We start from the raw sequence: 15,938 nt of genomic DNA, 5'->3' as shown, positions 1-15,938 counted from the left end.
CGCAATACCGGTTTTTATCCTAACTTTACATTTTCTATGTCACATATATCTGTTTCGCTGATATCCGGCTCCGAGTCCACCGTACCTGTTACTTCCACATCCCTAATGACAAGTTTCTTTGTGTTTCTGACAAATATTCCTCTCCCGCTCATCTTGTCAATGCCATCCATCATGACAGGGACTTCGGGAGCTCTGTCCTTTTCATCCATGTAGATTGCCTTAATGTTCTCAAGCGTTACCTCTTCAACTTTAGATTCCGGAAGTCCATATACCGTGATCAGGCACACGTCAACTCCCGCACATTCGATATTTCTCGCAGTAATATCTTTTATTGACGGAGTCATTTCATTGACTTCCATGAACTCTTTACTTTGACAGTATTCGCTGTGTCCGTCCGGATCACAAAAATAAAACATATTGATGGTAAACGGCATTCTTACATTCTCCATTTTTATATTCTCAAACAGAATATTTTGAAGAATTGACTTTTCACCCCTTCCTCTTCTTGTCTTAATTCTGAGTCCTCTGTCAGTGGAATCAAACAGACATCTGGTCACCTTTACGCCATTTACTCCACCTGCACATTCGCTTCCTACTGTGACACTTCCATGCCCTCTGTTAAGCCTGCAATTCCTGACAGTTATATTTGATGTATTCTTGTAGTGCCTAAGAGCCATGTAATATTTTCCTGACTTAATTGCTATGCAATCATCCCCAACAGATATTGTAGTTCCTATAATGTTCACATCACTGCAGCTCTCAGGGTCAATTCCATCAGTATTTGGCGAATTGTCCGGATTTTTAATACTCAAACCGATCAGATTTATTGCTTCCGAATAATAAGGATGGATTGTCCAGGATGGTGAATTCTGAACAGTTATCCCCTGCACGGTAACGTTACTGCATTCCTTAAGGAATATCAGTCTCGGTCTCCATGCCCCAGCCTTTTCTTTTGGGTTTATCCACCAATCTCCCCTTTGTGCATTACCGTCAATCGTCCCCTCTCCGAATATCTTCACATCATGTACATTAATACCTGTTATCAGTGCGGCAAAACACGATAAAGGATTGCCTTCCCAGGTACCAAGGTTAAATTCCGCAGTTTCATCCGTATATAGTGTCATTCCGGGCAGAATAGGGTAACTTTGTCTATCGGTTTTGCCTAAAAGAGTCGCTCCTTTATCAATCCATATATGAACGCCGCTTTTAAGAAACAATGGTCCCGATAAAAATGTTCCTTTTCCCAGGTATACCGTTCCATCCGATGGGCATGAACTTATTGCGGCCTGAATATATGCCGTGTCATCATTTTTTCCATCTCCGACTGCCCCGAATTCACTTACATCCAGCAAAACAGATTCATAAGATGTTTTTATGACTTTTCTTTCACATATCCCTTCATGATCAATGATTGAAACCTCATATTCCTTATCAGGTTCAAGTCCACCGATGCTAAATACGTTCCTGTTCTCTGCATGGTATTCAATATCATTAACCATAACTTTTACTGCTTCTGCAGGCATAAAACATTCAGTATTATCAAGTTCCACCGTAATATTTCTGGGCTCTGTATCAATAACTTCAAATTTCATTTAACACACCTCGTTGTTCCAGACTGAGAAGCTCTGTATATGCCATCAGGAGCGGGGCAGTTCCTTTCGCATCGTTTTCTACAACAGGCTCGCCAAAATAGTACGAAAGTGAACCATCCCTGTGATCTTTTCCACCAAGTCCTGCCACAAGGCATATTCCTCCAAGTCTTGGCAGACCATCCTCGTTTTTGGACAGATATTTTTCTGTTATTCCATAGAATATTTCTTCTGAAATTTGGGCATATCTTTTTGGTAAATAAGATAACCTCACTCCTTTTGCCAAAGCATAAGAAATAAGGGCTGACCCTGAGGTCTCCAAATAATTGCCCGCAGCTCCCTTTTTGTCTATTACCTGGTAAAACATTTTTGATTCCGGATCAAGGTAATTGAGTAGACTGTCTGCCAGATTTTTTAACATATCCTGAAGCGTTCTGTATTCGTAATATGTCTGCTCTCCCATTGCTTCTGCAGTATCCACAAGAGCAGCCATAAACCACCCTGTCGCTCTTAGCCAGAAATTCGGGCTACATCCCGTATTTTTATCTGCCCAATACATCTGTCTTGACTCGTCATATCCGTGATAATACAGACCTGTCTTTTCATCTCGCATAAATCTTCTGACATTCTCAAACTGCCTGAAGGAATCAAGACATCCGTTCATCTTGCGATATCTTCTTTCATATTCCATATAAAAAGGCTGTGCCATATATAAGCCATCAAGCCATACCTGGTTCGGATAAATCTGCTTATGCCAAAAATTGCCTTCCTTCGTTCTTGGCATGGTATCAAGCTGACTTCTTACTGTATCCATAGCCTTTCTGTATTTTTCCCTGCCGGTCAGATCATATAGCGCGAACAAGTTGCAGGCAGGCCTTATATTATCCAGATTATATTCTCCTACCTCATAGGTATTTATTGTTCCATCCTCATTTACATAAAATGAGACAAAATCATCTGCAAAATCCAGGAACTTTCGCTCACCCGTTATTGAATATAGCCTTAGAAGCGCTGTGATCATGCACCCGTCTATATAATTCCATTTATTCTGTTTCCCGCTTCTGACCTTCTCAATATTCCACATAGGATGTTCCGCATCGGAATTTTCCATCAGATACAGTACATATTCTTTGAGAAGTTCTTTTGTTTCTGCTTTAGTCATATTTCCCAAACACCTCCGTCAGTATCTCATCATGGAAATAGCGTAATACTTGTCAGTTCTCAAATTGTTCACCCATATAATAAAAATATCCCTTGTTATTCAATAGTTCTTCATAGGTGCCTTTTTCTACAACCCTGCCATTCTTTATAACAATTATCTCGTCTGCTTTTCTGATGGTTGCCAGTTTATGAGCTACGATAAATGTAGTCCTTGAATCAGACATATTATCAAGTGCACCGGAAACCTCCCGTTCGGAAATTGCATCAAGAGCGGAAGTTGCCTCATCCAGAATGATGACTTTGGGATCACGTATAAGCGCTCTTGCAATTGATATTCTTTGTTTCTGGCCACCCGAGAGTCTGTCACCATGTTCTCCCACAAATGTATCCATGCCATTCGGAAGCTTTTTTATCACTTCCTGTAACCCTGATTCCTTTATGACCCGATCTAAAACCTCCTCGGATACATCAGTTGTTCCATAGAGGATATTGTCTCTGATAGATCCTGAAAACAGCGCTGTATTCTGTGGTACTACAGCCAGGAATCTCCTGTAGCTTCTAAGATTAATCTCATTTAACGGAATTCCATCCACATATATCATCCCATCCACCGGCATCATAAAGCCGATTATCAAATTGAGAATTGTGGATTTACCTCCTCCTGATTCTCCAACAAATGCTACTGTTTCTCCCCGGTGTACCTCGAAATCCAAATCGTTTATTACATTTTTTTCATCACCCGGATATGCATATCTGACGTGGCTAAACCTGTAATTGCCCTTTAAATCATCAATCGATATCTTTCCCTCGTTATCTTCAATATCCTCAACTGACAAGATCTCACCTACACTACTTACTGACTCAAGCCCTTTTGAAATGGTAGGCAACAGATTCAGCATGCTCGTCACCTGCCCGACTATAGTTGTAAAATAGCTTTGATAAAGAACAACGTCACCTGCAGGAATTTTGCCACTCAGAGCAAGAAAAGATGTGAATACCAGGCATATTACCTGAAACATCTGAAAAAAAGCCCAGCTCACCGCACCAAAATTGGTCTGAACCATATCAAGCTGATAGCCTTCTGCTGCTATCTGATACATTTGTTCATCCATTCTGCTTATTTCATCTTCTTCAAGTGCATGAGCTCTTGTTACAGGCACCAGTTCAATCATTTCTGATACCTTTGCAGATGTTGCCTCCACTTCTTTTCTAAAACGCTGGTTATGAACCTTTATCGGTTTTTTGAAAATATATACAAGTATCGCCGCCATAGGTACCATCAATAGGAAAAAGATGAATACAACCCTGCTTTTTGATACTGTTACTGTAAGTGCCACCACCACATTGATGATGATATTCATGAAGTTAACAAAAATCTGATCTGATAGTGTCTCAATCGCCTCAACATCACGTATTATTTTTGACTGTATACGTCCTGACTGAATGTCCTTTTCTGACAGGATAGACATCGTCTGCACTTTGTGAACAAGTGCACTTCTAAGTCCGGCCTCAACTTTTCTGACTGCTGATGCCCTGAAATGCATATGTAGATAATTCATAGGGATGTTAAGTATCAGCAATATTGCAACAATCGATGCATTAAATATAATCAGTCTGCCTGCATCTTCTGCTCCCCTTGTTACATAATTGATGATATTTGCTGTAACTATAGGCATTATCCACACAGGTGAATGTTTTATAGTATAAAAAAATACTGATAAAACAAAGTTATGATAATATCCACTGTAAAAAGATATTAGAGCTACAAGCGGCTTGTCCTTATATTTTCTGTACCTTTCCTCAAATCTGTTTGAATCACTATCTTGTGTCAATTGCATCGCTGTTATCCTTCTTACTGATTTACAAATATAATTGGATTAGTGCATTTCTCACTTATACTCATCTGCCACACCCTCGTCCATCAGATTGGAATCGTGAACCATTTTAAGCTCCGCCAGTACTGTTTCATCAATGAGTGACGCATAGGGCTCGCCTGCCTTTATAATCTCACCTGCCAGAAGTTCCCCAAACTTCATAGCACCTTCATACCTTAAATGAGTATTATCTGTAGACAAACCATCCGGGAGCCAGAATACCTCTCCCGGTTTTACGTGCATAAAGTACTTTTTTGTAGGTTCATCTCCCGTTTTTTCAATAAATTCTCTGCTTACTTTATACAGATCTATTATTGGTACATTGTATTTTTCTGAAGCAATATAATATCCTTCAACATAAGGTTCATGATCTGATTTTCTAAGATGTACATGATCATCTTCAAAGCTTCTGCGCTCCAAAGGTGTTATAAAAAGCGGTATTGCACCTCTGTTTCTGGCTACATTCACGAATTTTCCCAGATTATCAACAAAAGATCCTTTCGGATCGGTATACCTGCTAAAATCAGTTTTTTTCTCGTCATTGTGTCCGAACTGAATGAAAAGGAAATCTCCTTCTTTTATCTCATCGTTTATTGTCGCAAGTCTTCCCTGGTCAATAAAACTTTTAGTGCTTCTGCCATTAATAGCATGATCATATATGACCACATCGGGGCGGGTATATCTGTCAAAAGCCTGAGCTATACCTGTTTGTGGATATTTATTTGCCTTATTGCAGGTATTTGTGGAATCTCCTGCCCAAAATATTATTCTCATTTCTCCTCCAGAGACATCCCTTAAGTAAGTCAGTAGTTTTTATATCCTGCCTGTCATCATCTTAAGATATAAGCCGAAGCTCATGTTTCGAAGCTTCGGCTCTATAAATATATTTCTTACTCTTTTACCGCTCCGATATTTACACCCTTTACAAAGTATTTTTGCAGGAACGGATAAAGTGCCATAAATGGAAGAATCGCACAAACAATCGCTGAATAATACAAAGTGTTCTGCGAAACATTATATGAAGTTGTTGGCGTATCTCCGTCCATGACCATAACTCTCAGAATATACTGGAAATTAACCTGATCACGATTCGTAATATAAATCTGAACTGTTGAATAATCATTCCAAACTGTTACAGCAAACATAAGACCTATGGATGCAAGCGCAGCCTTTGAAAGAGGAAGCACTATTTTAAAGAAAATCCCCATTGGTGTGCATCCATCAATTTTTGCAGCCTCAAACAATGATCCCGGAATTCCTTCAAAGAAGTTTCTCATAAGCACCAGGTTGTAAACATTCATTCCATGCTTAACAACCAAAATCCACATGCTGTTAACCAGATGCAGTTTCTTCATAACCAGGTATTCAGGTATCATACCGCCTGAAAATATCATGGTAAACAAAAGAAAATATGCCAAAAGATCTCTTCCCGGAAGGTCATACTGTGCAAGCACATAACCTCCAAGGGTAGATAATATCAGTCCCAGAAGAGTTCCGAGAATAGTAGTTATTACTGAATTTACAAATGGTGTATACAACTTTGCAGTATGCAAAATAGTACGATATCCATCCAGAGTGGGCTGATTGGGCCACAGCTGAAATTTATATACCCCAACCGCATTAAATGAGTCAGCAACAACCTTCCATATAGGTACGAGAACTATAAGTCCTATAAGTATAAAAACAACATAATTAATTACATCGAAGAGGCCCGTCTTTCTCTTACGACCAACCGCATATTCTTTAGCCTTTGCCATTGTATTCCTCCTCAGATGATTCCGCGTCCGCGGATTTTTTTACTTGCCCAGTTGCACAAAACTACCAGAAAACATCCTACAAGTGACTTAAACAAACCTACTGCAGTTGTATATCCATAATTGGGTATTGCTGTAAGGAAAGTCTTTCTGTAAATATATGTAGATATTACATCAGATGTTTCAAAAACACGGTTGTTATACATTACAAAAACTGATTCAAACAGATTCAGAACCTTTGCAAGATTAAGAATAAGAACAATTATTATTGTGTTTGCAAGTTCAGGTACTGTCACAAACCATATTTTCTGAAGTCTCGTTGCACCATCGATGTCAGCTGCTTCGTATATTTCCGGATTTATTCCTGCAAGAGTCGCCAGGAATATAACTGTTCCCCATCCTGTCTCTTTCCATATATTTACCAGATAATACACTATCGGCCACAGCTTCGTTTCATGCATAAAGTCTATGCTTTGGCTAATCCACCCCCAGCTTTTCAAAGTCTCATTAATAAATCCTGTCGATGAAGTGGAAAGAAAAAGCGTAAATACAGCAGCTGTAACTGTCCATGACATAAAATGAGGAAGATAAATAACTGTCTGTAAAACTTTTTTTGCAAACAGATTTGTCATCTCATTGATAAATACCGACACGATTACGGCTGTAAGTGTTGTTATCAAAAGCTTTGTAATAGATAGTTTCAGCGTATTAGTAAAGGCTCTCCAGAATTCAACATCTGAAAACATTTTTGAAAAATGTTTTAAGCCAACGAATTCAATTTTCTTAAGTGTGTAATCATAAAACGAATAACGAATTCCAAGCATAGGCCAATAGTAAACTATCAGCACATAGATAAAAATCGGAAGGAACATAAGGTAAAATCCCCTATTATTCCATATTCTGGTTTTTAACGGTTTCTTATTTATAACCTGTCCTGTTGATGTAACCTTTTGTGTCTTGCCCATGAAAATACCTCATAAATAGTTTTTAACGAGTTGTAAACCTACTCATTAGTTGATATATGGGCATCCATGTGGGATGCCCATATAATTTTGAATATAAAAAATAGTAACCAATGGTAAAGCAATAATTATTCTGCTGCGTTAAGTTCATCAAGGATGCTGCTTACTGTATCACCCCATTTACTCTGATACTCTGCAATAGCATCTGCTGCTGTCTTTTTGCCTGCAACAACTTCGTTAACAAGTGTTGTCTTATCTGTAGCAAGATCTGCCTCGATCTCTGTAAGAGCCTCTGATGACGGAGCTGCAGGAGCGTCTACACAGTTCTCTGTAAAGAATGTATTTCCTTTCTCTACTAGAGGATCGGTATCAGCATATCCGTTTGTAAGAGGTGCAATAACAAGAACCGGATCAAGATGGTTCTTCTTCCATAAAGTGTTAGGGTCATTCGGTGACTGCTTAAGGTGGAACTCACCATCAGCATACTCATAGTCAGTCTTCTTCTCAGGATCATCCGGATTTGTTGTGAAAGACTCAGCCTCTGTTGACCAGTGAACACCTTCTGCACCATAAGTCCAAAGTGTCTGTACGGTATCTCCATCAAGCATGGTCTCGAGAAGTGCATCAAATATAGCTTGCTCACGTGAATTATCACCATCGCCATCATCTGTAATTACCCAAACAGGTGCTTCACGGTTAAGGTAGCCACCCCAGGTATCTTTAATTTCCTGGATAGGAGTAAGCTGCACAAGTTTATCATCTCCAAGATCAGTATCTACATCATTCTTATCAAGATTATCTGTAAGTGTTCTGAGCCATGTTCCTGCCCAATATGTGAACACACCTTCTGAAGTACTCTGATCATTTGAGAACCACTTTTCACGAGCTGTCTTTGTTGATGCTTCCTCTGTATCTGTATCAATTACGCCATCAGCATAACCCTGTGCAAGTCTCTCAAGCGCATCGATAGTAGCCTGTTCCTGGAATCCATCGACCCACTGGCCATCCTTTTCGTAGATAGCAGGATAAGCTCCCTGCCAGAACTCAGGTAAATAATTGATATAAGGTGCTTCGTCAAGCTTTGCAAAGCCTGCGGCAATGACACCTGTTCTGCCATCCTTTGTAAATGCCTTTAGCATATTGTAATAATCATCAAATGTCTTAATGCTGTCAGCTGTTATTCCTGCTTCATCAAGCCATGACTGCTTAACATATGTCACACAACCATTGCCGTATGTAGGAGCAAATCCATACTGCTCACCGTTTTCAAGCTTAAGATTCTCATTTACAAGCGGCAGTGTAATCCTTGACTGGAAATCAGCATTGTCATATGCATCTGCAAGGTTCCAAAGAATTCCTGTAGTCTGATACTGCTTAAGCATTGTAGCGGACATTATCATAGCATCAGGATACTGTCCATCACCGGGCTGACCTGTTGTAAGAAGCTGAGCAACATTGTCCTTATATCCGGAATGCTCAGGCTGGTTGATGTGAAGCTTGATATCATGTCCAAGTTTCTCTGATACAGCCTTCTCCCACTGCTCTACAAATGCATCCTGTCCATTGTCAACATTTGCAGTAAGTGTTCCGTCTACTGTTATGTACAGATCTGTAAGTTCATAATCTGATGCTGTCTCATTAGATTCAGCAGTTTCTTCAGATGCTGTCTCATTAGATTCAGCAGTTTCTTCAGACGCAGTCTCCCCAGACTCATCACTTTTTGCTGAATCCGCAGCCTCTGTTGATTCTGCAGCATCACTTGTTGCTGTTTCTGCCCCCTGATTTGAGCTTCCACAAGCTGCCAGTGACACCACCATAGATGTCGAAAGCAGAATTGAAAGTAACTTATTTTTCATTTTTGTCCTCCTATACCCTTCCTTCTTGAATCAGGTGTGTTTATCACCTGTTGCTATAACGTATTATATAAAAGCATTGTTGCAAAAAAAATTCATAACTTGTTTATAATATTGCATTTATTGCTGTTTATGAATCTTTTTGCAATTATTGCTATTATGGTATAGAATATCGGATATGAAAAAGAATTTAACCAGCCAGTATGACGACAGACAGTATATGGAATCGCTTGATTTCGAACTATATTATTATCACGACACTAAGCCAACGGTCCGAACCGGTCTTCATAGGCATAAATATTATGAATTTTATTTTTTCCTAGAGGGACATGCAGAAGCTCAGGTACAACAAGAGCACTATATGCTGAGCTACGGAGATATTCTGATTGTGCCGCCTTCTGTTACACATGGAATTTTCGTCCATGATTTTGACATACCCTACAGGCGTTTTGATTTATGGATCAGCAAATCAGCTTTTTCCGAAATGAAGCATCTGGGACAGGAATATGCATATGCCGTAAATATGGCGCTGACAGAATCAAGACATGTCATTCACACTGACAGAATTACTTTTAATTCTATCCTTTCAAAACTTTTTTACATAATTGAGGAAAATAAGAGTGCCCGTTTTGGAAGAGAATGTCAGCTAAAGCTCAGCGTTTGTGAACTTATACTTACTGTTAACAGACTTGCGTATGAACAATTTAACAACAAAAAAATAACTCAGGATGTTCTGTATCAGAATATATGCGAATATATCGAAAGAAATATAGACGAGGACTTATCTTTGGACAGCATTGCCAATCATTTCTTTTTGAGTAAGTTCTATATTTCACATGTTTTTAAAGACAACATTGGCATCTCACTACATAAATATGTTGCAAAAAAAAGGCTTCAGCTATGTCACGACGCAATTTTAAGCGGTGAATCAATGTCTGAAGCCTGCAATAATTATGGCTTTGAGGATTATTCAAATTTTTATCGCGCATTTAAAAAGGAATATGGAATATCACCAAGGGAGTTGGCTAAAACCGCAAAATTAAATACATCGGAAGCTCAAAAAAACAAAGAGGGCAGGTATAAGTAAAAATTCGTTTAACTATATCATACGAGAGCTTACCCGACATTTCTTGCTCTGATTTGTCGTGAAAATCATACTACAAAAAACATCCCGAGGTGATTGGTCTCGGGATGCCTTCTAGGAGTTTTCTTATTATGTGGAGCCTATTGGCTCTTAAGCTATCATGATATGTTTCTTTTCAGGAAGCTTTTCCTGTTCTTTCTTAGGAATGGTAAGTGTCAGAACTCCGTGATGGAAGGCTGCCTTTACGTCCTCTTCTGTGATCTGGTCGCCTACATAGAAGCTTCTCTGCATCGAGCCACTGTATCGCTCCTGCCTGATCAGACGTCCTTTCTTATCATTCTTGTCATTGTTCATGTTTTTTGAAGCACTGATTGTAAGGTATCCGTCATTCAGTTCAAGGTTAATATCCTCTTTGGCAAAACCAGGAAGATCAACACTAACTTCATACTGGTTATCCTCTTCCTTAACATCAGTCTTCATCAGCCTGTCGGCGTGACGTCCGTAGAGCTTCCGCTCCATGTTGTTCAGTTCTCTGAAATCCGGGAAATTGAACAGATTGTCAAAAAGATTTTCTTCAAAAATACTAGGTGCTAACATAGTTTTTTCCTCCTTTGCATCAAAAACATTTATTTTTGAGCATTGGGACGGAGGGAGGGAGCCACCATCAGCGAAGCTGATTCCAATGTGGCGACCGATATGCCGCCGACCACCGGGAGGGGGCGATTCCACTCTTCAGATCTAGGGAACCCAAGTCCTTATGGTCTTCTCTGTTCCTTTGTTCTATATATGGTATAACACCAAATTAGCACTCTGTCAAGTAGAGTGCTAATTTTTTTATAGGATTTTTTATATCATTTCCAATAAATATCGAAAAACTGCTGAGGTCCTTTAAATAGAGTAACTATGCTCCCATCATTAAGGTCTAACTTTGATTAGCATCGACAAAAAGAGTATTAAATCATTCACTGATAAAATGTGTCCACAAGTGTTCTTCCGATTTTGGCATGCCATATTTTTCTTTTCCTAGAGCTATGCTCTTCATTAGGAAGGACATGTTTCTGGCAAGAACTCTCATTGTCTGAAGGCCTTCAAGGTCTTTTTCAGCCTGTCCCTTTTCCCTTCCATGAACACTATTCCAATACTGGCTGGATGCGATAGGCATATTACAGATGGTGAAGTACTTGTTTAATTCATCGAAAGTAGCTGACGCGCCGCCTCTTCGGCATACTACCACACTTGCGCCAACCTTCATGCTTTTGTCAAAATGCGTACTATAGAAAAGTCTGTCCAAGCATGCTATAAGTGTTGCATTGGCAGATGCGTAATAAACAGGTGAATCAACTACTAGTCCATCTGCCTCCTCAAACTTAGGTGCAAGCTCGTTTACTACATCATCAAATACACATTTTCCCTTCTCCATGCAGCTTCCACAGGCGATACATCCGCGGATATCTTTGTTACCGACCTGAACAATTTCCGCTTCAATACCTTCCTCAGTAAATGTTTTAGCCATTTCGTCCACTGCTATTGAAGTATTACCACCCACTCTTGGGCTTCCATTGATTATCAATACCTTCACTACAAGAATTCTCCTTCCGTCTTATTTAAGTGACATTCCATCCTTAAAAGCATTACCCACAACATCACCAAGGGCAACATACGTATTGTTACACGGATCAAAGGTAATTGGCTTAAGCTTCTTTGGATCTACATTTCCGTTCGTAACTACGCTTTCATCAGCGGATACGTTTACAATCTCACCGATCAGAATACCATCCTCAAAGCTTTTTACTCTGCACTCTAAAGCCATTGGTAGTTCATCTATAAGCGGGGCATCCACAAATTCACTCTGCTCATTTTAAATCCTCCTCTTGTTATTCCATGAATGACTTTATTTCTGTCATTCTCTCGCTTTGCTTTACGCCAAATGGACATCTGTCGTCACAGTGGCCACAGGAAATGCAATCTGATGCCTTCTTTTCCAAGGTACTATAATGTTCTTTTGCAAGCGTATCTCCCACCTTTGCCAGATCATAATATTTGTTCACAAGGCCTATATCTATGCCCATGGGGCACGGTTTGCAATGATTACAGTACACACACTTACCATTTGCCTGCGGTGGTGCAAAGGAACCTATTACTGAGTAATCAAGCTCTTCATCTGTCTTGTCGTAGTAAGACAATAGTTCGTCAACCTCTGCTACACTCTGCGCTCCCGGGAGCACTGTGAGTACTCCGGGCTTATCAAGCGCATATTTTATGCATTGAAAAGGTGTGAGTGCCTGTCCGAAAGGCGACCTCTTTGCATCAAGGAGCTGGCCTCCTGAGAATGGCTTCATTACTGAAATTCCAACCCCTTCCTTCTCACATCTCTTGTATATTTCCGATCTTTCGTCAACACCGCCATGAGCATAATCGCCCCGACCATAGTCATACTCCGGATTAACAGAAAACATGAGCATATCGATTTCAGCTTCATTCATAATCCTCTGTATCACTGATGGCGTGTGGGATGAAAGGCCTGTATGTTTTACCACTCCCTCTTCCTTCATTTTCAGAAGATAATCATATACACCGTTCCGCTGATAAGTTTCCCAATCAGAATCTTCGTCCTGACAGTGAATAAATCCATAATCAATATAGTCAGTCCTAAGGTCATGGAGCTGCTTATCCAGTGATCTCTTAACCGTGTCCAGATCAAGTGACCACCCGTAAGTCCCTCTTGAATAATCCGCCCCAAAATGGATCTGGTAAAAGATATTATTCCTCACATCAGACAAAGCCTCTCCATACATGGGAAATGCACTGCCATCTCCTGCGGCCATATCGAAGTAGTTGATACCACCATCATAGGCACGTCTGATTGCTTCAACCGCAGCTTTGGTTCCCGCTTCATAAATATATGCAGAGCCAAATCCTATCTCACTGACCTTATCTCCGGTTCTTTTATTTACCCTGTATCTCATAAAAAATCTCCAGTACTATTTATCCAATCTTTTCAACAAAATCAGACATCATATCTGAAATCTTTATCTGCTGTGGGCATACCTTCTCGCAGCTATGACAGTGCAGACAGGATACCGGCTTCTTGGATTCATCCATTGCTGCAAGCGCCATGGGGGCTATGAACGTCATTCCTCCGGCAGCTGCTGTATAGAGATGTTCGTTGTATAAAGAGATAAGATAGGGTATATCAAGTCCCTGTGGGCAGTGACTAACGCAGTAATGGCATGCTGTGCATGGAACAGATTTTGTGGACATCATCCTGTCCACTATCTTCATCAGTCCTTCCATCTCTTTTTCATTAAGAGGCTTATCTTCAGAATAAGTCTTAAGGTTATCCTCAAGCTGCTCTATTGATGACATCCCTGAAAGAACCATCGTTACGCCTTTTACTGACTGCAAAAATCTGAAAGCCCATGCCGGGATTTCCTCGTCAGGCCTGAGAGCTTTTAATTCTTCTTCTGACAGTGGATCAAGCTTTGCAAGTTTGCCGCCCCGAAGTGGCTCCATTACCCAAACTGGTATATTCATATCATTAAGGAGTTTAACCTTTTCCTCAGCCTTCTGGAACTTCCAGTCAAGGTAATTAAGCTGAAGCTGGCAGAATTCCATATGCTCACCGTATGCATCCAGGAATCTCTTAAGGACTTCATACTCTCCATGGCATGAAAATCCAAGATGCTTTATCCTGCCATTTTTCTTCTGCTCCATAAGATAATCAAAGATCCCGTACTTCGGATCAAGATACTGATTGATGTTCATCTCACACACATTATGGAAAAGATAGAAATCAAAATACTCCATCCCGGTCTTTTCAAGCTGCTTTTCAAATATCTCTTTAACCTTTGGCATATTTGAAAGGTCATACCCCGGAAACTTTGTTGCGATATAATAGCTGTCCCTTGGGTATCCTGAAAGTATCTCACCCATCACTATCTCAGAGTTACCGTCATGATATCCGAATGCTGTATCGTAATAGTTGATTCCAGCTGTCATTGCTCTATCAACCATCTTTTTGGCCTCATCACGATTTATCTCCGCATCGTTACCGTTTACAACCGGAAGCCTCATAGCCCCGAATCCAAGCCCTGAAAGACTGATACCCTGAAAATCTCTGTAAACCATTGCCATAAGTCATAACCCCCTACATTTCTGATAATTACTCATTTACTCCCACGTGAACTTACCTGTTTTCTGTGCCACTTCATATCTACCAATCTTATAATCCAGCTTCTCCAGGGCAACATCATATTTCTTCTTAGCCTCAAGGATCTGCTCCCTAGCTTCCTTCAGCAGATTTGTCCTGGCATCAATGGTGGAATCGCCTTCCCGAAAAAGCTTCACATATTCGATCAGCATTTCGACAGGAACTCCGGCGTCACGCATACACACAGCATTTTCAACCCATCCGATATCTTCTTCCTGATAATCTCTTATGCCTCCGGCTGTTCTTGTTACCTCAGGGATGACGCCTACGCGCTCATAATAACGCAGCGTATCTGGGGTCAGATTGTACATCTCACAAACTTCCTTGATTGTCATGGTCTTTATCTCCTATAATTGGGATTCCTATTTATCAGGCACATTTTTCCATACCATTAACAATTATCTTTCCTGAAGCACTTGCATCATCCATGATGATCTCTGAAACTTCCGGAACTGAAATAGAACCTGAATGAGGATTTTTTATGCTGACAACAGGAGAGATAATCGTTGCCTCCACTTCAGATTTCTCAAAAGCAAGGTCTGCATCAACCATTTTGCAGTTAATCAGTTTTAATCCCTTACAGTAGCAAAGAGGCTGGGTACCAATGATTGTGCAGTTCTCAAACGTAACATTCTCACAATACCACGCAAGATATTCACCCTTTATAACACTGTTTCTTACTACCACATTTTTTGCATGCCAGAAGGCATCTTTTGTATCAAAGTTGCAGTTCTCAAAAACAGAATCTGTAATATACTGGAAAGAGTATTTACCCTTAAGCGTCACATTCTCAAAATGAAGTCGGTCTGATCTCATCATGAAATATTCACCCTGGACAGTAGTATCTTTCATCTCAATGTCTTTTACCGACCATCCAAACTCAGGAGAAATAATGTCACTGCTTTCGATTTTAATATTTGAACACTCCCGCAATGCTTTAATCCCGTGCATTTTGGAATTACTGATTGTTGCATCATTTGTATACCAGAGGGCTGCCCTGCAGTTTTCAGTCATTTCGATGTTATCAAGAACCAGCTTATCATCATGCCAGAATGGATATCTGAGATTAAAAAAGCTGTTCTTCACAGTAACGTTCCTGCTTTCTTTAAAAGCACTTTCTCCGTCTGCAGGACCATCAAACTTGCAGTCCGTCGCTGTAATATCTCTGCTCCCATAAAGGGCTCTCTCTTCATCAAAAGTTTTGTTCTTTATAATCATATCGTTCATCAGATTACCTCTTCTCTCTATAAAAAAATCATCTGTAGTTTCATCTTTTTCTCGGGCTCGATATGGTCATCCTACACCCTGGAGTTAACTCTAAGTCAATAGGCCTGGAGCAGGAAATTTATTAAAAAATTATAAACTTTATTCTTCCATCAAGGATTATGTATTACATTTCTCTTTCCACTATTGGCAGTTCCTCTTACTTCTTCGTGGTAAAAGTAATCTAC

At 40.0% G+C, this 15,938-nt stretch carries 15 protein-coding genes; 1 reads left to right on the top strand and 14 read right to left on the bottom strand.

Annotation, left to right across the window (positions count from 1 at the left end; genetic code table 11):
• Positions 1-14: 14 nt before the first annotated feature.
• From G602_RS0111580 to G602_RS0111550, 7 genes are all read right to left on the bottom strand, one after another.
• Complete coding sequence (locus G602_RS0111580; protein ID WP_026659141.1) at positions 15-1,592, bottom strand: glycoside hydrolase family 28 protein; 1,578 nt, start codon at positions 1,590-1,592, stop codon at positions 15-17.
• Positions 1,582-2,751: a glycoside hydrolase family 88/105 protein gene (locus G602_RS0111575; protein WP_026659140.1), complete on the bottom strand. Its 1,170-nt coding sequence runs from the start codon at positions 2,749-2,751 to the stop codon at positions 1,582-1,584. Before G602_RS0111575 ends, G602_RS0111580 begins: the two co-directional genes overlap by 11 nt.
• A gap of 52 nt (positions 2,752-2,803) precedes the next feature.
• Entirely contained in the window at positions 2,804-4,588 is a 1,785-nt protein-coding gene (locus tag G602_RS0111570; protein WP_044931931.1) for an ABC transporter ATP-binding protein, read from the bottom strand.
• Positions 4,589-4,639: 51 nt separating this feature from the next.
• Complete coding sequence (locus G602_RS26325) at positions 4,640-5,398, bottom strand: rhamnogalacturonan acetylesterase (protein WP_044931930.1); 759 nt, start codon at positions 5,396-5,398, stop codon at positions 4,640-4,642.
• 116 nt (positions 5,399-5,514) lie between these two features.
• Positions 5,515-6,381 carry a carbohydrate ABC transporter permease gene (locus tag G602_RS0111560; protein ID WP_026659137.1) on the bottom strand — a complete coding sequence of 289 codons (867 nt, stop codon included), beginning with the start codon at positions 6,379-6,381 and terminating at the stop codon, positions 5,515-5,517.
• Positions 6,382-6,392: 11 nt separating this feature from the next.
• The gene (locus G602_RS0111555; RefSeq protein WP_026659136.1) at positions 6,393-7,343 is read right to left on the bottom strand and encodes an ABC transporter permease; all 951 of its coding nucleotides are present in this window, start codon (positions 7,341-7,343) and stop codon (positions 6,393-6,395) included.
• A 125-nt stretch (positions 7,344-7,468) separates the two neighbouring features.
• Positions 7,469-9,196, bottom strand: a complete 1,728-nt coding sequence (locus tag G602_RS0111550) for a hypothetical protein (RefSeq protein ID WP_026659135.1) — start codon at positions 9,194-9,196, stop codon at positions 7,469-7,471.
• Positions 9,197-9,371: 175 nt separating this feature from the next.
• Between G602_RS0111550 and G602_RS26320 the strand changes: the two genes are divergently transcribed.
• Entirely contained in the window at positions 9,372-10,280 is a 909-nt protein-coding gene (locus G602_RS26320) for a helix-turn-helix transcriptional regulator (RefSeq protein ID WP_044931928.1), read from the top strand.
• Between the two features lie 147 nt (positions 10,281-10,427).
• Here the strand turns inward: G602_RS26320 and G602_RS0111540 are convergent, their stop codons facing one another.
• The 7 genes from G602_RS0111540 to G602_RS0111510 form a co-directional block, all read right to left on the bottom strand.
• A complete protein-coding gene (locus G602_RS0111540; RefSeq protein WP_022762324.1) occupies positions 10,428-10,874 on the bottom strand; it encodes an Hsp20/alpha crystallin family protein in 447 nt (148 codons plus the stop codon).
• 361 nt (positions 10,875-11,235) lie between these two features.
• Positions 11,236-11,856, bottom strand: a complete 621-nt coding sequence (locus G602_RS0111535; RefSeq protein ID WP_026659134.1) for a flavodoxin family protein — start codon at positions 11,854-11,856, stop codon at positions 11,236-11,238.
• Between the two features lie 21 nt (positions 11,857-11,877).
• A complete protein-coding gene (locus G602_RS26315) occupies positions 11,878-12,117 on the bottom strand; it encodes a hypothetical protein (protein ID WP_196808657.1) in 240 nt (79 codons plus the stop codon).
• 34 nt (positions 12,118-12,151) lie between these two features.
• Positions 12,152-13,243 (bottom strand): aldo/keto reductase, encoded by a 1,092-nt coding sequence (locus G602_RS0111525; protein WP_026659133.1) that lies wholly within the window; start codon positions 13,241-13,243, stop codon positions 12,152-12,154.
• Positions 13,244-13,262: 19 nt separating this feature from the next.
• On the bottom strand, positions 13,263-14,405 hold the full coding sequence (locus G602_RS0111520) for an aldo/keto reductase (protein WP_026659131.1): 1,143 nt from the start codon (positions 14,403-14,405) through the stop codon (positions 13,263-13,265).
• Between the two features lie 42 nt (positions 14,406-14,447).
• Positions 14,448-14,822: a MerR family transcriptional regulator gene (locus G602_RS0111515; protein ID WP_026527972.1), complete on the bottom strand. Its 375-nt coding sequence runs from the start codon at positions 14,820-14,822 to the stop codon at positions 14,448-14,450.
• Positions 14,823-14,856: 34 nt separating this feature from the next.
• A complete protein-coding gene (locus G602_RS0111510; protein ID WP_026527971.1) occupies positions 14,857-15,714 on the bottom strand; it encodes a DUF3737 family protein in 858 nt (285 codons plus the stop codon).
• Between the last annotated feature and the right edge of the window lie 224 nt (positions 15,715-15,938).

It is taken from the genome of Butyrivibrio sp. AC2005, from assembly GCF_000424145.1.
In the GTDB taxonomy this organism is placed as follows: Bacteria; Bacillota; Clostridia; order Lachnospirales; family Lachnospiraceae; genus Butyrivibrio.
Note: the sequence above shows the minus strand (reverse complement) of the source record. Positions and strands in the feature narration are given on the sequence as shown.